The sequence below is a fragment of the Pseudomonas sp. MYb60 genome (assembly GCF_002979555.1).
Lineage (GTDB): Bacteria > Pseudomonadota > Gammaproteobacteria > Pseudomonadales > Pseudomonadaceae > Aquipseudomonas.
The window spans coordinates 100,605-120,102 of sequence record NZ_PCOZ01000008.1; the positions used below are offsets into that span (position 1 = coordinate 100,605).

A 19,498-nucleotide genomic window follows, 5' to 3' on the forward strand; every position below is an offset into this window, starting at 1 on the left:
CGACTGCTTCCTTACACCTGAGACTCGAAAATATTGAATGCGCGGTAGTACTTGTCATCGTGCAGCAAGCCAAACAGCTCCAGAGACGCGCCCTGCTCCAGCGAATGCCGATACTCACCGGGGAAGAACATCACCGTAGGTTTGTCCTTGGCCGTGCTTTGTAAATTGTTGAGTACGTTGTGCGAGCGAATATAGGGGAATACTTCACCGATGCCGGAAAGGAAAAGCACGTCGTAATCCGCCTGGGCAATACGTTCGCCAATAGCCGGGACCAGGTGTTCCTTGATGTCCAATACACCCTGCAAAAGCTCCAGCAGACCTTCTTTTTCCACATCGGGCTCAACCGCCCGGATCTGCTCCCACAAGCTGACACCTTCGTCACTGCCCTCGCGAGCCTTTAGCAAGTCGATGGTCAGGTCGTACAGGCTGACTTCCAATACCTTTACACCACGCCCCTGCAAACAATCGACACGCAGACCGGCCAACGTGTTGACCAGTTGCCGCTGCATGCGTTGTATCTCAAAGGCTTCAGCCGCCTTGAATTCGCAGATGTAGAACGGCAGATCATTATTCAGCCCCTTCATTTCCAGAAAGCGCTGACCGCTCATGACGTTCATTAGGTGTTCAAAGCGGACTGCCAGCGGCTGCTGACTGATTTTTTGGCTCATTGCAGCCACCTTTTAAGTTCATGGTCAGTTGCCGGAAATATCAGCAATTGCTCGTTATCGTGGCGAGCCAGTAAATGGGCCAGCGCTGGAGTTATCAACACAGGCTGAATCTGGTGCTGTGCGCTGATCAAGTCGGCATCCCGCAACATGCGGAACAGGTTTTGTCGCAATTTGCTATGCGTGGACGCGGCCAGATCATCCAGCTCGGCATGCCACAAAGCTTTGGCATTGCAGAAGGCATCGTAATCGCTTGTCGTGAGTTGGCGGCGCATAAGCAGGTAATGCTCGCGCAGAACTTCGCGGGCGAAGTCGCGGATGAAGGCATAGCGCCGGCAAGTTGCAACCCACAGAAGGTAGCCTTGCTCCCGCAGGCTGCCATCCACCAAAAACTCCAGCTCCTCTGGATCCAAAAGCTCCAGACGCGCGATCAACTCCTTACTGATACGTGTCGCAGCAGCTGCTGTACGAACTTGCAACAGGTTCTCACCACGCACCTGCTCCCGTGTTTGCTTCCAATCACGCAGCGTTAGATAGCGCTCCACAACCAGCGGTGCTTCCTGCAAAAACAGGCCACCCGTGGTGAAAGAAAGACGATAACGCTCAGCCATCACTTCGCGCCTGCTGCGATTCGTCACTGGCTCCGCCAGCTTTGACCCAGGTATCCACCTCAACCTTCTGGAACTTCCACAACCGACCGACCTTGTGGGCTGGCATGCTGCGTTTGGCAATCCATGCATAAACGGTGTCCTTGCTGACGCCGAGGTGTTCGGCAATTTCATCAACACTGTGCCAACGATCAGTCATAGCCAAATCTGCCGATAAAAAAACGTGCTGATATTAGCCGTTTTTGTCGGGTTTAATAAGGTTAAAGCTGCTTCTCATGATTAATACCTGACAAATGCCTGTGCCACTTCAAGATGGCGTCAAAGGGCAGCCTAGCGAGTTTGCTTTGGTAATCCTAAACAGCGATTAGCTCAGTGGCGAAATGAAAATGCGCCTCATCAGTTCGCTCACCCGCCGGGATACATCTGCTCGATCTGCTGATCGAACTCTCCGCCATACCCACAGTACTCACGCGGAACGCGTTCGATATCCTCGGCCATTTGCTCGATCACCTCACGCAATTCCAACTGTCCAAACCATCGAACTGGAATCGCCGCTGCGCCATACTGAGCACCCAACAGGTGCCCGGCTATCAGCCCGGTGCTGTCGCTATCGCCACCGTGATTCACTGCCGTGATCACGCCCTCCTCAAACGAGCTCGCCATCAGGGCGCACCAAAGACCAATCGCCAGCGACTCTTCAGCGCCCCAACCGCCACCGAGTTCGTCGATACGTTGCGGGGTGGGCTGGTAGCCTTCATAGAAGAAGAAGAGCACACGTTCGATAAGGCTGCGGGTTTCTTCCATACCGGGCTCTTGCCCGTATTTGGCCAGGCTTTCGGTGATTGCGTGTTCGAGGCTGTCTTGCCGGTCAACTATCCGCTGCAGGATGTCAGCGAATAGCCCTGCCGCAAGGTAACCGCTGGGGTGCCCGTGAGTCAGGCGCCCGGACTGGGCTGCGTAGTCGAAGGCGTTGGCAAAGAATGCACAGGGCGCTACGCGCGTCACGGCGCCACAGCCTTTACTGTTGTTTTCGGCGACAGCGCCTAGACGTGGACTGACTTTGAGTGCATTGAGGCAGGTAGTGCCAGGGGCACGCCGAGACCAAAGTCCTGGCTGCTCGATCAGCCACCCGTCCGTGCTGATCGGAATCGCCGTAGGGTAATCCTGAGTAATCAACCAGCGCAGCAAAGCATGATGGATAATGCTGGGAACGTGGCAAACCCCTCGCGAACTGCCGCACACATAAGCCCGCAGCAAGCCTTCGGCCGTGAAGAGCATCATCTGCGTGTCGTCGGTGATGGCACCGGTGATACCGAAAGCTGGAGAAAAATCAACGATTCCCTTTGGACCGAATTTAGCTTCGATTGAAGGCCAATCGAGGAACTCTACCGCGGCGCCCAACGCATCGCCGACCGCACCACCCAGAAGGCAGCCTTTGATCCTTTCAAGTCTGTTCATATCCTTCTCCTTCACACAGCTGGTATCAATTCTTGCAAAATCACGAGCTTTCTTTGCAACTGCTCGATGTGCGCTCTCTCAGCGCGCAGCGCCGAGCGCAGTTCCCGGTTCTCCATTTCCCAGATCCGTGCCCAACGCGCGCTCTTTTGATAGCCAAGAGCCATTTGCCAGAGTTCACGCAACCTCATGTACTGCAGCAGAAGCACCAGCAGGATTGCCCCCATCATCAGCAAAGCACCTGTCGAAACCGCTTCCGACATACTCATGTCCACTTCCTTCCGTGAGTTCGATAAATCTCGAAGACAGACACAAGATATGTAGTGTTAAGCGACAGGTCTAGAATGTAGACTTATACAGGTAAAGTATTCACGCACATGGAGCGGTCATGAAACGCAAACAAGACATCAAGCAAGTTCGCTGGGATCTGGCACTTCGCTATCGTCTGATCGAGACTGTCGCCTGGTGGGAAGGCCGGCTGACCACAGTGCACCTGATCCAAAGCTTCGGGATCAGTCGTCAGCAGGCGTCCAAGGACATCAACACTTACATCACCGAACATGCGCCTAAAAACCTTACATATGACAAGCAGCTGAAGGGCTACGTCCCCAGCAAACAGTTCAAGCCATTGTTCATCGACGACAGCGCCAGCGCTTATCTGCACCTGCTGAACCAGACCCATTCCCGTGCGCCGCATGTGGAAGGTTTGGCCTTGGCGTATGCCCACACCATGGTTCTGGAGGTGCCGGACCGGACGATTCGACCTGAAGTGTTGCGCCCATTGCTTAAGGCATGCCGCGACAGCGAGGTTATTGAAGTCGAGTACGTTTCACTCGCTAACCCGGCTCCAGAAACTCGCTTGATTGCACCACACACACTGATTTACACCGGTATGCGTTGGCATGTGCGGGCGTATTGCGAGAAGAATCGTGAATATCGGGACTTTGTGCTGAGTCGTCTGCGCGGCCAACCGGAGTTCGAACGCAAGACCGAGAACCTCATCGACGAGGATGAAGACTGGAACACCAAGGTAGCCGTGATCATCGAACCCGACTCAAGGCTCAAGCCAGAACAGAAGGCAATCATCGAAGCCGATTTCGGCATGGAGGATGGTGTGCTGGTCATTCCGACACGCCGCGCCTTGGTCAAGTATGTGTTGCAGCGTTTTCAAATCGATCCGAAAAAGCTCGACCCCAAAGCGGCGGCGCAGCAGATCGTGGTGAGGAATCTGGATGAGTTGAAGCCCTGGCTTTATGAGTGACTCAACCCGGCATTTTAATTCGTGACGCACTGCATCACGAATTAATTGAACCTCCGAGATGGAAGAATAATAGGCGTGACTCTGGGCTCTCTGGAAGCATTCGCCCCGTCCTATGTCCGGAGCGAATGTTGAGATGAGATGCGTTAATGACCAGATCAGTCTTGCGGGCGCAGTTCAATCAGTGCCTGTTCGAACAGAATTCTATCGTTCTCTGCGGCCTTGTCTTGTTGCACCAGTGCCTGGCTTTGCGCGTCGATCCACTCATCCATAGGTTTGAACACCTGCTCAACCACCAGAGTTATTTGGAACTGATAGGCCTGACGCAAATCGTGGACAAACGAACTGGCAGAGTCGTCGATGGCTTTGGTACGACGAGCTTGCGCTGCCTTCTCCGCATTCTCTGTACGAATAGCCTGGTAGATGTCGTACAACGCCACGCCGACCTGTACCAAAGGCCCCGCCCAGCGACCCGCTGTACTGGCCCAGCGTCCCATGGTCTTGGGGCCAATACCTTTGAACAGTTTGGGCAGAAACTCTTTTCCTAGCTCCAGTGCCGCTTTCACTCCCTGTTCAGTCATGTCCTTGACATTACCCATGGGGACTTTCTTCAAGGCATCCTTGATGGCTGGCGACAGTATGCTTTCACCAGCATCCTGCGGCGCATCCAGATCTGCATTCAGCATGGCGTCAGCGTGTCGGAGAGTGGACTCGGCCAGTTTCTCACCGATTTCACCCAGGCTCTGCTGAGTCTTGGGCAGCTCGTACTCCAGCGTGCGCATCAGTTTGTCGCCCAGAGACTGGACAACGTCTGCCGCCCCCACTTCCATCGCCTGGTTGGTGTCCCCCCTGACTTGTCCTTCTGCTACTGAAGTAATCAGACTGACAATTGCCTGCTTTGCACTACGACAATCGCGATCCAGGTGATCGTTCAGGCATGCAGTCAGACGGCTGCGCTCGTTTTCAATCTGCAGTTTGGCTTTCGTCAGCGCTTCAGCCTGACGGTCATTGCCGGCCTGCACCAACCGCAAATTGGCTTGTTCGATCGCAACCACCAGGTCTTTGCGACAAGCCGCGAAGATTGTCCCGGTGTCGCTTTGCTCCAGGAAGTCGCCCAGCGCCTCCTCCAAGTCAAGAATGCCGCTGGCGCCTATCAGCGGCGCCTTGTCCTCGAGTCGTCCTTTGAGGGCGCTTCTGGCATTGACCCATTGCACCGGGACCTTGTCCAGAATGTTTTCAATACCGCGCTCACTCGCCGCACGTTGCAGATGAATGCGCAGGCGATCGGTGATGCCGACATAATCGCGATCGCCGACCGTAATGCCTGCCTTGTTGTTGACGATGAGCATTACCCGGCGCTCTGAGGCGACGATATCGACCAACCGCTCCCAGGTTTTCGCTTCGTCGGTGGCACCGCCTGCAGCGACCACGAACAACACAACTTCGCTATTGTGCAGTTGGTTCTCAGCCACCTCTTCATGCTCAATCGGTGCGTCGATGCCAGGTGTGTCGAGGAGCGTGTAATTGCCCCAGCGGTACTCAGTTACCGCGGCCGTTTCCGGTCGATCCGCCATCTTCGCATCTGCCCGCCCCATCAAGGCATTGAGCAGGGTACTTTTGCCAGCGTTGTAGTTGCCGTAGACCATGATTCGAGGGTGTAACTGCTCAGCCTTGGTCTGCAACCGGGCTCCCAGCTCATCACGTTGTTGTTCGGACAGCCAACGGCCCAGCGGGGTGCTGACCCGTTCATAGGTGTGGATAACCCGTGCGAAGTCAGGCAATGCCATGGGACAGCTCCTTTTCGATTTCCTGAATTTGAGTAAGCGTGTGCTGGCGCATTTCTTTTAATGCGGTGTGGAAGTTTTTCAACCAGTCGGCAATGTCGATAAAGCACAATTGGTCCAGTTGCTCATACAGGACATTCAGCCGGTTCTCGGCAAGCTCAAGCAACTGTTCGCGGGTCCCCAGTGAAACTTCGTCGCGGTTGTCGCCCACAGCCACTTCGATTTCTTCAGTGGTATTGAAGTATTCGCCCGCTGCGCCCCCAGCCTTGTTTCCCGCCCAGGCTCCAAGTGCGCCACCGATCAGGCCACCGATGACCGTCCCCACACCTGGCATAATCAAAGTGCCTAGAGCTGCCCCACCTTCAGCGCCCCCCCAGGCACCGAATCCTGCCCCGCCGGCCCTGCCGAATGACTCATTGCGGCGGGAGTCGAATTTGATCTTTTCAACGCGCTCTGAAAACTGAGGGGCCTCTCGGGCGACAGGTCCAACCGCCTGGTCGTGAACTTCAATGTTTTCGAATTTCTGGCCAATCGAATCACACAGTTCGCTGGCGTAATGCTGGAAAGCATGATCGAGCAATTTACGGCAGGCTTCAGAAAAAGCCTGGTCGTTCATCGCATATTGATCGGCATACTTTTCGATCTGACCCGGTAATTCTTTTCTGAGCTGGCTCAGAATATGATCGACGCTCAGCTTCAGGTCCTTACGCGCGGCGCTCAGCCCTGTTCTGATATCAACCAGCTCTTTTTCCAGCTGATCCGTCGATTCGGCCAGCTTGATGCAGAACGCCTGCAGATTCTTCAAGGGTGTCTGGCGCTTGAGGGCGAGCCCACTGGAACGGGCTATGTTGCCAATATCTGCGGCGAAGTCGGCCAGCCCACTGTCCTGCCAGCGTTGCGCCTGCTCCTGGGGGCCACCTTCCTCGGCATAACGCACCGAAATCGAGTGAATATTGATTTGATTCAGGAGCGATTGTGCTGATGGGTCAATCTTGGCCAGCTCCGACCCGACGTAACCAATCTGGTCATCACGATCGGATCGCGCCTTCATTACCCGTTGGTTAACCAAGTTACCCAAGTCATCAACATCCTCCTCAATCACATCGCTGCCAGTGAGAAGCACCATGAGGTTTTTCTTTTTCTGGAGCAGCCCGACGACCTCATTCATATCGGAGTGCCGGCCAGGACTGCTGGAGTTGCTCAGGAATACGATCAGGTCGGCACACGCGACATAGTCGTCGGCCAACCGGCCGTTGACGCTGTTGACCGAGTGAACCCCCGGGGAATCGACCCAGGTCATGCCCGGCAACCTGAAACCCTGGATAGAGCTGGTCGCTTCCACCACGTCGACGCCAAAGCATCGCTGCTTGCTCATCAACTCTGCGGACATGGTTTCTGCAGTCCCGGTACTTTCGCGCCAGAAAAACTCGGGGCGAGGGGAAGCGCTGTCGATCAAGGCCGCGTCCGGAGCAGAGTTCCCATAGGCGAGATAATTCCCCAGGGAGGATTTTCCAGCTTTGACCTTGCCGTAGACAAAGATCAGTAGCGAGTCATCGAAGTCCTTGCGAAACGAAGTATTGCGCTCATAGTTTTCGACATTCCTGATCCAGGCATCAAGCTGACTGTCGAGCCCCTGCTGACAGCGTTCAGCCATATCCTGCAACGGGTGACGCTGCTCAAGCGGGCTTTCACGCCAAGGCGAAGTCTTGCGCGCGTCGTCAAGCTTCGTCAGCTGAGCCTTGAGGACATTTTCCCGGCGATCGATCTGGCGTTTGACCTGATCGAACTCACCGGCAATCCCGGCGAAGACATTTAACAAATCATTTCTGTTGGCGTGGCGGTCTGTCATCGTGACTTATCCCAGCAATTCTTCTTTCAGGCGCTGAAGGCCCGTGATTTCTTTCTGAAGTGCGTGCGCCTGGACAGCTTGCTTGACCCAGATCGGGCTGAAGGCTGCACCGGGGGCAATCGTATCCAGGTGCTTCAACATAGCTTTTGGTTTGCTCGGCACCTTTTTGATTGCAAAGACACGAAGGCTGTCAAAGCTGACGTGCGGCGCGCCCTGGTCAGTTCGATCGAGCACCGCTGGGTGCGTCGCAAATAAATCTTTCAGTTGGCAATCAACGTCGGCAACCAGTTGAGCCTTACGCTTCTCGAGGTTTGCTTGTTTGCGACGAGCAATGGCCTTTGACTCGGCCTCACGGGCCTGAATGCGCGCCCTGCGTTCGGCCGCTTCTTTTTCTTCATCGTCGGAGCTGGCGACGGCGGCAACCAAAGCGCCGATTACGGGTACCAATAACCACCACATAGCAATGTCCTCTCAATCGGATTCAAGGGTTTCGCAGCGGCGGATGCGTTCTCGGGTCGTGCTGACCAACTGGTTCACACTCTGGCTAAGCACCAGAAACACCTGTGATTGTTTGGCTTCGACGGCAGCCAGTGCGCGTTCCCGTTTGGCGATGGCCTTATCGACAATGGCCTCCAACTTACTCAGACGCTGCTTATCTCGCGCACGGCGCACGGCATGCAACTCGCTTTCGGCGTGCTCGATAAGTGTCTTCAAATGGTGGTGCAGCACGTTGATGCCGCTATGCTCCATGAGGGCGGGCTTTTGCTCCAAGACGCCTTTGCGGTAGGTAGTGAACGACGTCGGGATCAGCGTACGAGGTGCCTTGAACAACGCCGCGAGGATGGCGCTGATTGCGTCGAGGCGATCCTGCCTTTGCTGCGACGCACTTTCGGCATGGGTCAGAACGACCAGTAAGCTGTCTTCGATATCAGGACGCCGATGTTTCAACTCCTTAAGGAAGTTGATTTCTACGGTTTCCAGAGTACCCGTGCCCAGGTTGTGGGCGAATAGAATAATGTCGGCAGTCGCCAAGCCACGCCACGCGTGCTGGTCATCCTCGTTATTGGCGTCAATGCCCGGAGTGTCTACGTAAGTAATCCCTCCATGGGTTAAGGTTTGCACCGTCTTAGTCGAGCGCACTGCTTTGGTTTCGAAGAATTCGTTTTCAAGATGGCCGGTCAATGCATTGAGCAGTGCGCTCTTGCCAGCGTTCATCAGACCACAGACCGCTATACGCAAAGTCCGGTCGACGGTCTTTCCCTCTTGACGCTCCTGATACAAACGCGCGAATTCAGCTGACTCGCGATGGAGCTGAATCAGCCAATTTTCAGCTGGCATGAAATGTCCTTATTGCAGTGTCGGAAGCGCTGGCGCATCCGGGATAAAACACAAGTTGCCCCAAGTCATAACGTTCAGCGCGCACCCTGGCGCCTGAACACCTGCAACCCGGATCATCCTTCAAGCGATATCACTTTGCCATGCCTTGGTAAACTGTCAATCAAACGCAGATCTACAAGCAGCAATAAGGCGATGGGATGGACACTAAACCGGCCCCTGCCCCTTTCGCAAAAACTCGTTTTCCGCCTCCATTGACTTGTAAGACCGATACACCTCGTACCCTTTCTTGGCGATAACGACGAGGCCAACTGCGGCGAGAAAGTTTTTCAGCATGATCCATACTCCTGTTTATTGGCTGGTTTGAGCATGACCATACCTCGCGACAAATTGCGTCGCCCCGAGAAAATCCAGTTTAAATCGCCGAACCCGCTGTGACGGACAGGCTGATAACTCCATTGAAGGTTCAGTCGTTGGTCGCCTCAGCCTTTTGTTTTGTCGGCCTTCGCCTGGAAATCTTTAAGCGGCAAGCTCACTGGGGATTTACACTCTCCTGAGGACCACGATTCAAAGTGCTTCTCACATCTGTAATGCAAACTCAGTCCCAAGATGAATGATCACCCCCACCAGCCCTCCCACCAATGTTCCGTTGATACGAATAAACTGAAGGTCTTTGCCCACGTGTGACTCCAGTTGCTCCACCAGTTCCTTCTCGTTCCAGGCTTCGATGCGTTCAGCAATGTAGCGGCCGATCTCTGAGCGATAGCGCTCAACCAATGGGCCCGCCATTGCCAGAATCTGGTCGTTTATCCAGCCCTGCATCAAAGCGTCTTCGCTCAATGCTTCACCAACCTTGCGAGTACCCTCCTCCAAGCGCTGGCGCGTTGTGGAATCGCTTCGAGCAATGTCTTCCTCGAACCAGTTCACTACATCGTCGACCAGGTCAGTCAGGTAGCTGTGCAGTGCCGGGTGCTGAACGAGTTGAGCGCGCAGTTGTGCCGCACGCCATCGAAAAGCCGGTTCCTCCTTGAGCTTTTGCACCAGGGTTCCCAACTGCTGGTCGAAATGTTTGCGCAGCGGGTGTTCAGTGTCGTGGTTGACCTCGCTGATCACGTCAGAGATTCGCTCGACCAACTTTGCCGATGACCAGTTGCCAGCAACGTTGTGCAGAGGCAGTTCCTTGCCGAAAACGTTGAACCGCAAGAACTCGAACTCCGTGGCCAAAACGTCGGCGATGCGTTTTTTTGTCGCTTCGCCTTGCAGTGAAATATCGACTTGATTCAATACGGCGTCGAGTACCTCCTGTGCCCTCCCATCATCGGTGAGCACCTCCAGCAACTGACCACTCATTTTTGCCAAATCAACTTCTTCCAGGCGCGCCAGAGCAGTGCTGCGTACAAACTGGCGCACACGCTCGTCACGCAGGGCGCCAATACCATGCCCAGCCAGCTTGACGGCTAAACCCGACAAGACTGCGGCGTTGTCTTCCTTCGACAGCCATTGCGCCAACCGCCTGGCAGTATCAAATTCGCTGACCTTCTGAAGTACCTGCTCGCGTGAAAGAAAGTGAGTACAAATAAAGTCCCCCAGGTTGGCGCCAATACGCGCCTTGTTGCGCGGGATGATGGCCGTGTGAGGAATAGGCAATCCCAAGGGGCGTCGGAACAGGGCAGTAACGGCAAACCAGTCGGCGATGGCGCCAACCATCGCAGCCTCGGAGAAGGCTTTCATATACCCCCCCAACACGGGATGGGAGTGGATCAACATCAAGGCTGCGACATAGAGCGCTGCCGCCAACAAGAACAACCCAGACGCTATTGCCTTCATCCGCGCCAACGGCGAATCGAGTTTCAACATCAAAAAACCTTAAATGTAAGTAAGCAATGGAGGTCTTCGTCACCCGCTTCCGCGACCATTCGCCTCAATTTTTTTTCTGGGGCCTAGATATGAGACCGCGCTGGATGGACACGCAATGCATCATCCAAAACACCTGCCCTATAACGTATCAGTGAATAGAGACAGAACTTTATTACGTGATAGCTTAACGCCATATCGCGTCATAATGTGTCGCTGGGACTCATTGAATGCTCAATCCCGCCCCTCATCCGCCGATAAAATCATGATTCTCAAGGTCCCGCGGATCCCCTCAGCCAAAGGAAGCACCTGGAATGGATTACCAGTCACTCAAGACACGCCACCGTAACGAACGCGACGCGCACCACCCCAACCTTGCGCTACGGGTTCACCGAGCCCTGAGCTGGCTCAATCGTGCGGAACAGGCAGAGGACGTTGACGGGCGCTTCATCTTCCTCTGGATCGCTTTCAACGCTGCCTATGCCACCGATATTGATGAGCAGCATCGATTGTCCGAACAGGAGGCATTCAAGGCTTTCCTGCAAAAACTTTGTACGCTGGACACCGAGCATCTAATCGAAAAAATGGTTTGGTCAGAGTTCTCCGGGAGCATACGTGCACTGCTAGACAACCCTTACGTTTTTCAAAGCTTCTGGGACTTCCAGAACGGCAAGATCACTGAAGCCATGTGGGAGGAGCGCTTGCGCAACGGCAAACGTAGCGCACATGCAGCATTGGCCGGCCGCGATACAGCAAAGGTGCTAGGAGTGATGTTTAACCGCATCTATACCCTTCGCAACCAAATGATTCATGGCGGAGCCACCTGGGACGGCAGCGTCAATCGCACACAATTGCGTGATTGCTCCAACCTGTTGGCAAAGCTTGTGCCCCTGGTGATTCTGCTTATGCTCGACAACCCGAAAACACTTTGGGGCGATGCCTGTTATCCGGTGATCAAGTCATAACTCGCCTGCACAAGGAAAATCGCGTGCCGTCAGCCAAATCGCACTCCACTGTCAGCCGCCAGTGGGAACTGCTCAGACACCTGCCCAAACGTGAATCAGGTATTACAGTCACCGAGTTGCTGGCACGACTGGAGTCTTCCGGCTTCAAGATTAGCCGGCGCACCGTTGAACGTGACTTGATTGATCTGTCGCTGGTTTTCCCGTTGCAGTGCAGCGAAAACATCACGCCACAAGCCTGGTACTGGACTCCTGGCGTAAATGTGGAATTGCAAGGCATAACGCTGACCGAAGCCTTGAGCCTGACACTGGTTGCAGACGCGATCCGCCCGTTGTTGCCCTCTAGCATGCTCAGTGTGCTGGAGCCGCGCTTCGTGCATGCGCGGCAGAAGCTCAAGGGATTGGAGGACGATAACCCGGCTGCCCGTTGGCTGGAGAAGGTCGCTAGTGTGCGACCGGACCTAAACCTGCAGGCGCCGGATATCGACCCACTGTTGCTGGAAACATTGCAGAGGGCGCTGATTAATGAGCGTCAAGTGCAATGTCAGTATTACTCGGCACACACCGACAAACTCAGTGAACTGACACTCAATCCATTAGCCATGGTGCAGCGTGGGTTGGTGACCTATTTGATCGCCACAGCACATCCGTATACCGATGTGCGCCAGTTTGCAGTGCATCGTTTTCGCAATGTCGATCAGCTCGATAAACCCGCAGAGGGATTACAGGCATTTGACTTGTGTGCGTACCTGGCCAGTGACGCCTTGCAGTTCGGCACCCCCGAAAAGATTCAGTTTCAAGCTTGGGTTAGTGAGCGTCAGACGCGGCTGATTCGTGAGACACCATTGAGTGCGGATATGACGCTGGAGCCCTTGGAGGATGGCTTTCGAGTACGCTCGACACTGAGCAACACCTGGCAGTTGCACTGGTGGATTTTGTCCCTGGGCGACTCAATGGTGGTGGAGCAGCCGCCCGAGCTGCGGGCTCAGATTGGTAAAACACTGCATCGTGCGGCGGCAGCCTACCGGCCACTGGATTCAGTGGCGGATGCAATAGGTACCGTGGTTTCGCTACAAAACCTGGCAGGCGCGACACAAACCGTCGCACCAGGTTCGTAGGGTAGTGCCACGTCGCTGATCAGCAGTCTATTTTTCCTTATTGCAACAACGTGCCAATCAAGGTGCGTTGAACCACCAGCGTTCACAAGGAGCGTCAACGTGTCAGAAATGCTTATCACGTTCGGCATGCAACTCGATGGTCAGCGGGCAACCCGAGCCAGTAATCGATTAGGGGCGTTGACCGTCGGGCCACAGGGACTGCTGGATATTCTGGAGACCCAGCTGGGCCTAGTGGCACGTCAGCCTTGTGCGGCACAACGTACAGCCACGTACCGCGATTGCCTGGCGCACTGCAATAACCCACTGCGCTTCTATCATGCCAGTTTTTCCGCCGATGAATTGGGGGTGGCTGCTGCATTGCTGGCTTGGCGGGATGATTTGTATTTGCACGGCTGGGATGGGCGTGTCGGTGCCGACGTCAGCCAACGCCTGAAAGACCTTGCCGAGATCGAGACTCAAGCTCGCGTGCAGGTCGCCCCTTCCATGGGACAGCGCTTGCAAAATGTTGCCAAGGCGCTGGGCTCTCGTCGCCCCCCGATCAAGACCGTGCTGTTGGCTGACGCTTTCGAGCTTTATCCACTGGCCTGGCAAATAGTGCTGAATCTCCTGCCTAACGAGCGCTTGGAGATACCGGAGGGTACGGCGCAAGGTTTTCTAGGGCAGTTGCAAATGAAACTGCGCCAGAGCATTGCCGGTGTAGATGTCACGCCCATTCAATGGCAAGAAGACGGCACAGTGCAAGTTGTTCAAGCGCAAACTCGAGCATTGGCCGCCAGCTGGCTGAGCCGCTCACTGAGCCAGGACACCCCCACCTTGCTGGTGACGGGTGGCGAAGGTGGTTGTCTTGATGGTCATCTGATCGGTGCCAGCCAAGCTCGCCATGGCCTCAATGGCAGCAGCAATCTGCGCCCTGCGCTGCAGGTATTACCATTGGCCATGGAGCTGCTTTGGGCACCTACCGACTACCCGGCACTCCTGCAGTTTCTGACCCACTCGATATGCCCGATTCGTCTGTTTGCGCGTCGGCATTTGGCAACCAAAATAGCAAGCGCACCCGGCCTCGTCGGGAGCAAGTGGGAAGACGCACTGGCAGATATCGCAGCGCATTACGCTGCAGAGGCGCCCAACGTACTTGCCTCGATTGACGAGTGGCTCAATATGACCACCTTTACGGCTGACGACGGTGTGCCGCCCAGTGAGGTGCTGGTACGTGTCGAACGGTTGCTGAACTTTTTTAAAGCACGCCTGGGGCACCAGGAGCCCGCGCACAGGCTCGCGGCTCAGGCCGGTTATGCCCAGTGTGAAGCAGCACAAGACTCCCTCAAGACCTTGCATCATCAAGGTGTGGAGCGGTTAAAACCGCGGCAGTTGCAGCAGGTGATCGAACAAGCCACCGCCAGCGGCGTGGATAATCCATTGCTGGCCGCACAAGTCGGTGCCCACTTGAGCGTCTCGCGTCCAGGCGCGGCCATTGAGGAAGCCGACACGGTGATCTGGTGGCACCTGAGCATGCCAGTGTTACCGCCCCTGTCGCCGTGGTCCAAGGCCGAGTGCATGCAATTGGCCGATGCCGGGGTGGCGCTACCGGACGGAGCCACACTGCTGACTCAAGCAGCCTGTGACTGGCTGCGACCAATCCTGGCAGCCAACTGCCGGCTGATACTGGTACTAGCGCCACCACAGGAGGAAAGCCACCCGCTCTGGCAAATGATCGAAGCCGTTTCGCAGCAACCGAAGGTGCATATTCTTGAGGAGCTTCTGCATACCCCCGGCCCGCTTTGCCAAGCCCAAGCATCGGCGCCACTGCCACTGCGCAAACGCTGGTGGCGCCTTCCATCCGACACCCCGTTCGAGCAGCCTGAGAAGGCTTCTTTCTCGAGCCTCAACCTGTTGCTGTTCAACCCTTATCAATGGTTGCTGCAATACGGAGCCAAGATTCAGGCGTCCAAAAGTCAGAGCCTGAGCGACGGCTTTTTGCTCAATGGTTCGTTGACCCATCGCCTGGCTGAACACTTTTTCACTCGGCCGGACGCGCTGAGCATGAGCACCACAGATTTCAACAGCTGGTTCTCGACCCATTTCCCCCGTGTGGTACGTGAAGAAGGGGCGGTGTTGTTGATGGAGGGACGCGGTGCCGACCTGGCAACACTGCGGCATCGTGCGCTGCGTGCTTTGAATCGACTGCGAACGCACTTTCTCAATGCTGGCATCACGGTCGTAACGTCTGAGCAGGCGCTAGCCGGTCGTTTCGAGGGTGGCGCATTGGGCGGCTCTGCTGACCTGGTATTGACCACTGCGCTAGGACATCGAGCCATCGTCGACATGAAGTGGTCGGGGGGCAAGAAATACCCGGAGCAGCTCAAGGCAAACCGCCATCTGCAGTTGGCGATTTATGCCGAGTTGCTTCGTCAGGACAGCGGTTCATGGCCTTCCGTAGCCTATTTCATCCTTGAGTCCGCGCGCCTGCTAACCCCGGATGACCAAACCTTCAGAGATTCGGAGCAGGTGCCTGCCAATCCGCCAAGCTCAACGCCAAAACTGTGGCTCAGCTTTACCGAGGCCTGGAAGTGGCGGCAGGCGCAACAGGCAGAGGGGCTGTTTGAGGTTGCCCTGCAAAGTATTGAAGAGGATGAGGACTCGATCCCTCCCGATCAGGCGATGCCGATGGAATACCTTAATGAAGCCTACAACGACTACCTGGCCTTGGCCGGTTGGGAGCAATGACAATGCAGACCACCGCACACATCACTTTTATCAGTGCTGGCGCCGGCAGCGGCAAAACCCACCGGCTTACTGAAATACTGCACCAGGAGTTGCTCGATCAGCAGGTCCAGCCTTCGGGGGTGATCGCCACGACCTTTACCCGAAAAGCAGCTGCCGAGCTGCGCGAGCGGGTCCGTAGTCACCTTCTAAAGCAGGGTCAAATCAACCTGGCCACCGCCATGGGCCAGGCCCGTATCGGTACCGTCAACAGTATTTGCGGGCAGTTGCTTGAACGCTTTGCATTCGAAGCCGGCATGCCACCCGAGCAACGTGTGCTGGAAGAAAACCAGGCAGCCCTGCTGCTGAACAAGGCGGTTGACCGGGTCCTTGATGGTGAGCGCCTGGATAATCTACTCGCTGTCGCCCGACGCCTGGGCCTTGAAGACACTTATCAACAGGGCGACTTTGCCAATACCAATTGGCGCGATGAGCTGCGCAAGCTTCTGAATCAGTTGCGTACCAATGACATTGATCTCGAACTGTCTCGTGGTTTTGCTACCCAAAATGCCGACGACATGCTGAAGCATTTCCCCAAACCGACCAAAACCGACTTGAGTGGAGAGTTGCTGCACAGCATTCCCGAGGTGCTGGCTCTGTTACAGGCAGCTAACAGCGACAAAAAGAACACTGAAGGCTACATAGCGTTGCTCACCCGCTTCCAGTATGAACTGCAGCATGACAACGCCCGCTGGAGTGATTGGGCGAAACTGGCGAAGGAAGCCCCTGAGGCCAAGCTCAAACCATTGGTAACAACCCTCTCTGAAACCATTGGCCGCTATGCCGAACACCCGGATCTGCATCGCGATATCCGCGCCTACCTCGAACAGGTTTTCGGCCTGGCCATTGATGTATTGAAAGTGTACGAACACAGCAAACGTGAGTTTGGCGTACTGGACTTTGCCGACCAGGAACACGCCTTGCTCAAGTTGCTGGACAACCCAGCCGTTGCGCAGGTGCTCGAGGATGAGCTCGATTTAATCATGGTCGACGAATTCCAGGACACCAGCCCGATGCAGCTGGCGATTTTTCTCAAGCTTTCACGCTTTGCCAAAAAGGTTTACTGGGTCGGGGATATCAAGCAGGCGATTTATGGTTTTCGGGGCAGCGACTGTGCGCTGATGCAAGCCATCCTCAAGGCATTGCCCGATATGGGTGGCAAAAAAGAGGTATTGCCTCACTCTTGGCGCTCACGTACCGAACTGGTCGAACTGGCGAATGATGTATTCAACAAGGCCTTCGCCAATAGCCTGGAAACAAAGGACGTTGAGCTGATACCAACCCGTACGGATCAACTACCCGGCCCTGCCTTCGCCAATTGGGTACTGGACGGCAAAAATGCCGAATTGCAAGTCAACGCATTGGCCGAGGGGATTGGCCAACTGCTGGCTAGCCGTTATCAGGTATTCGATAAAACCTGCCAGGAAGCCCGAGCGGTGCGTTTGGGCGATATCACTGTGCTTTGCTACTCCCACAGTAACGTCGCGAAAGTAACAGCAGCCCTCGCTACTCTGGGCATCCCCTGTTCCACAGCACAACCAGGACTGCTGGCAACCGCAGAGGCAACTCTGGCACTGGCGTGTTTGCGCCGATTGAACGACCCGGCCGATACCCTGGCAACAGCACAGATCATCTCGTTAACCGAAACCGAAGGACCGGAAAGCTGGGTTGCCGAGCGCCTGCGCTACCTCAATGCCGGACACCCCAAAGCGCAGTGGCGTGAACTGAGCCTCGGCGAGTATTCGCAACACCCACTTGTGGCGGCCGTTGCACAACTGCGCACAGATCTGCCAGTGCTAACACCGGTAGAGGCATTACAACGGCTGATCGCCGAGTGCGATTTACCAACACGTGTCAGCGTCTGGTCAACCTCGACAGCGCTGGCGCAAAAGCGCTTGGCCAACCTGGATGCATTGATCGATCTCGCGCAGCAATATGAGGATCTCTGCCGAAATGGATTAGGGGCGGCATCCATCTCCGGGCTGTTGTTGTGGCTGGACGAAATCGCCAACGCCAAAAACGATGCACTGGCCACTCCTGCGCTGGATGCCGTTCAAGTGATGACTCATCACGCCAGTAAAGGTCTGGAATGGCCGGTCGTGATTTTGATGGATCTGGCACGCGATATCAGCGACCGGTTATGGTCAGTCTCGGCTCAGTCCAATAGCGCATTCGATCCACATAAACCGTTGCATGACCGCTTTATCCGCTACTGGCCATGGCCGCTGGGCAAACAGAAAACGGTTCCGTTGAGCGAAACGTTCGAACAAACCGCCATAGGCCTGGCGTGCCGGGCTGAAGCCGTTGAAGAAGCAAAACGCCTGCTCTATGTGAGCATGACCCGCGCCCGAGACCTGCTGGTCATTGCCCGTTCGAGTAGAAAAATCACAGGAGAGTGGCTCGACACTGTCCAGGCACCCTGGTTGATGACACCTCCCGGGCTGTCGACTTTGAAACTGCCGAATGGAAAAGAACTGCGCGCCGATTGCCAAACGCTCACTGCCAGTGATTCACCTGTGCCAGTGGCGGTAATTGAACAGAATCTGCACTGGTTTGCCCCGGTACAAGTGATCCAGTCTCGTTTGCCACTGGGCTTTCAACCGTCCAACGGTGGCGCTCGCGCCAGCACCGCAGGTCGCAATACATGCCGGATCGGCACTCGGATCGCATTCCAAGGTAGCCCTGAAATGAGTGCATTGGGAACGGCCATTCATGCCAGTTTGTGCCTTTCATTCACTGACCCCAACTGCCCCCTCACCTTAGACGAAGTGCAGGACCTGTTGCAGAGCCACGCAGTGCACGAGCACGTAAATGCCAGTCAGGTCATCGCACAGCAATTGGCCTTGCACGCCTGGATCGAATCCCACTGGCCAGCGGCCAAAGCCATGGCTGAATACCCAGTGCAACAGTTGCTGCGCTCGGGTCAGGTACTCAATGGTCGGATCGATCTTCTGTTGGACACAAAAGATGGCTGGGTGCTCATTGACCACAAATCCAACCCGGCGCCCGAAGCCCAGTGGAGGCGATTGGCCGAGGAACATGCGGGTCAGCTTGATGCTTACGCCCAAGCGATTGAGGCGGCATCGGGGCGGCCTGTCATCGCCGCATGGCTCTTTCTGCCGGTGGCCGCGGGAGCGATTCAGGTTTTTTAACCGCCGGCGTGATTCCACATTCGCGTAAACGACCAATCACGGCGGTCGGGTTGATCTCGGCCGCTGACATCACTAGGAAAAAAAACATGACGCTGTATGAATCAATCCTGCTGGAAGTGCACAACGGTGCGCTGAGCGAACCCTTTGAAGTGCAGGAACTGACTAGCGAACGTCGTCGGGTCATGTGCTCTGTAGAGCAGAAGCTGGTTGAGAAATATCGGATCGGATTCGAGTTCTTTATGGAATCGACGATCGGGACGACCATCGCCAACTACGCGCAGGACGAGCAGACGGGAGTCGGCGGCTACAATGTCGAACAGGGTGCCGAAGCAAAGTACCTGCGAGTCAAGCCTGGCGTATACAAAGTAAAAGAACTGAATGGTGCGCTATAGCTGCTAGGCAAAGTTTCAGGCTCAGGACTAACCAAATAATCGCTTTACTTTTGCCACGGCCACTTCTAGGGCCGTGGCTTGTTCCATCTTTACATCCCGACTTTTACAACGCGGGCAAACCTCAGGACAGTCTTCGAATCGCAAGACATCACTGAGCGGGACAACCGTTTGGTTCCAACCACAATCTTTGCAACGCATGGTGAAAGGACGCACTGGCCTGACCATAGAAACTCCTCAATCTGTGGGCACTTACTCCAGACTACAGCAGGGAGCGACAAGATGAGTCGTTAGCCGAAATCAGATCCG

16 protein-coding genes are annotated in these 19,498 nt (G+C 55.5%); 6 read left to right on the forward strand and 10 right to left on the reverse strand.

Annotated elements, in window-relative coordinates; all coding sequences use genetic code 11:
- Window positions 1-11: 11 nt before the first annotated feature.
- From CQ041_RS15525 to CQ041_RS15545, 5 genes are all read right to left on the reverse strand, one after another.
- Complete coding sequence (locus tag CQ041_RS15525) at window positions 12-668, reverse strand: DUF1788 domain-containing protein (RefSeq protein WP_105523319.1); 657 nt, start codon at window positions 666-668, stop codon at window positions 12-14.
- On the reverse strand, window positions 665-1,276 hold the full coding sequence (locus CQ041_RS15530) for a DUF1819 family protein (RefSeq protein ID WP_105523320.1): 612 nt from the start codon (window positions 1,274-1,276) through the stop codon (window positions 665-667). Before CQ041_RS15530 ends, CQ041_RS15525 begins: the two co-directional genes overlap by 4 nt.
- Window positions 1,269-1,472, reverse strand: coding sequence for a helix-turn-helix domain-containing protein (locus CQ041_RS15535; protein WP_010463602.1), 204 nt, complete (start codon window positions 1,470-1,472; stop codon window positions 1,269-1,271). The genes CQ041_RS15530 and CQ041_RS15535 overlap by 8 nt, the downstream gene beginning before the upstream one ends.
- Before the next feature lie 206 nt (window positions 1,473-1,678).
- Window positions 1,679-2,731, reverse strand: a complete 1,053-nt coding sequence (locus CQ041_RS15540) for an ADP-ribosylglycohydrolase family protein (RefSeq protein ID WP_105523321.1) — start codon at window positions 2,729-2,731, stop codon at window positions 1,679-1,681.
- Between the two features lie 11 nt (window positions 2,732-2,742).
- Window positions 2,743-2,997 (reverse strand): hypothetical protein, encoded by a 255-nt coding sequence (locus CQ041_RS15545; protein ID WP_105523322.1) that lies wholly within the window; start codon window positions 2,995-2,997, stop codon window positions 2,743-2,745.
- 119 nt (window positions 2,998-3,116) lie between these two features.
- Here CQ041_RS15545 and CQ041_RS15550 point away from each other — a divergent pair, with 119 nt between their 5' ends.
- Window positions 3,117-3,989, forward strand: a complete 873-nt coding sequence (locus tag CQ041_RS15550; RefSeq protein ID WP_105523323.1) for a WYL domain-containing protein — start codon at window positions 3,117-3,119, stop codon at window positions 3,987-3,989.
- Between the two features lie 155 nt (window positions 3,990-4,144).
- Here the strand turns inward: CQ041_RS15550 and CQ041_RS15555 are convergent, their stop codons facing one another.
- The 5 genes from CQ041_RS15555 to CQ041_RS15575 all read right to left on the reverse strand — a co-directional run bounded on the left by CQ041_RS15555 (window position 4,145) and on the right by CQ041_RS15575 (window position 10,811).
- Complete coding sequence (locus CQ041_RS15555; protein ID WP_105523324.1) at window positions 4,145-5,773, reverse strand: GTPase; 1,629 nt, start codon at window positions 5,771-5,773, stop codon at window positions 4,145-4,147.
- Complete coding sequence (locus CQ041_RS15560; RefSeq protein WP_105523325.1) at window positions 5,760-7,619, reverse strand: hypothetical protein; 1,860 nt, start codon at window positions 7,617-7,619, stop codon at window positions 5,760-5,762. Before CQ041_RS15560 ends, CQ041_RS15555 begins: the two co-directional genes overlap by 14 nt.
- A 6-nt stretch (window positions 7,620-7,625) precedes the next feature.
- Window positions 7,626-8,078, reverse strand: coding sequence for a hypothetical protein (locus CQ041_RS15565; protein WP_105523326.1), 453 nt, complete (start codon window positions 8,076-8,078; stop codon window positions 7,626-7,628).
- A 12-nt stretch (window positions 8,079-8,090) separates the two neighbouring features.
- Window positions 8,091-8,957: a GTPase gene (locus CQ041_RS15570; RefSeq protein ID WP_105523327.1), complete on the reverse strand. Its 867-nt coding sequence runs from the start codon at window positions 8,955-8,957 to the stop codon at window positions 8,091-8,093.
- A 576-nt stretch (window positions 8,958-9,533) separates the two neighbouring features.
- The gene (locus CQ041_RS15575) at window positions 9,534-10,811 is read right to left on the reverse strand and encodes a DUF445 domain-containing protein (protein ID WP_105523328.1); all 1,278 of its coding nucleotides are present in this window, start codon (window positions 10,809-10,811) and stop codon (window positions 9,534-9,536) included.
- A gap of 311 nt (window positions 10,812-11,122) precedes the next feature.
- On the opposite strand from CQ041_RS15575, the gene CQ041_RS15580 reads away from it, so the two are divergent.
- The 5 genes from CQ041_RS15580 to CQ041_RS15600 all read left to right on the forward strand — a co-directional run bounded on the left by CQ041_RS15580 (window position 11,123) and on the right by CQ041_RS15600 (window position 19,192).
- Window positions 11,123-11,773, forward strand: a complete 651-nt coding sequence (locus tag CQ041_RS15580; RefSeq protein ID WP_048385736.1) for a HEPN domain-containing protein — start codon at window positions 11,123-11,125, stop codon at window positions 11,771-11,773.
- A gap of 23 nt (window positions 11,774-11,796) precedes the next feature.
- Window positions 11,797-12,888 (forward strand): YafY family protein, encoded by a 1,092-nt coding sequence (locus CQ041_RS15585; protein ID WP_105523329.1) that lies wholly within the window; start codon window positions 11,797-11,799, stop codon window positions 12,886-12,888.
- Window positions 12,889-12,996: 108 nt separating this feature from the next.
- Window positions 12,997-15,612, forward strand: coding sequence for a PD-(D/E)XK nuclease family protein (locus CQ041_RS15590; RefSeq protein WP_105523330.1), 2,616 nt, complete (start codon window positions 12,997-12,999; stop codon window positions 15,610-15,612).
- Window positions 15,613-15,614: 2 nt separating this feature from the next.
- The gene (locus tag CQ041_RS15595; protein ID WP_010463625.1) at window positions 15,615-18,800 is read left to right on the forward strand and encodes an exodeoxyribonuclease V subunit beta; all 3,186 of its coding nucleotides are present in this window, start codon (window positions 15,615-15,617) and stop codon (window positions 18,798-18,800) included.
- Window positions 18,801-18,886: 86 nt separating this feature from the next.
- Window positions 18,887-19,192, forward strand: coding sequence for a hypothetical protein (locus tag CQ041_RS15600; protein WP_010463627.1), 306 nt, complete (start codon window positions 18,887-18,889; stop codon window positions 19,190-19,192).
- Window positions 19,193-19,498 lie beyond the last annotated feature (306 nt).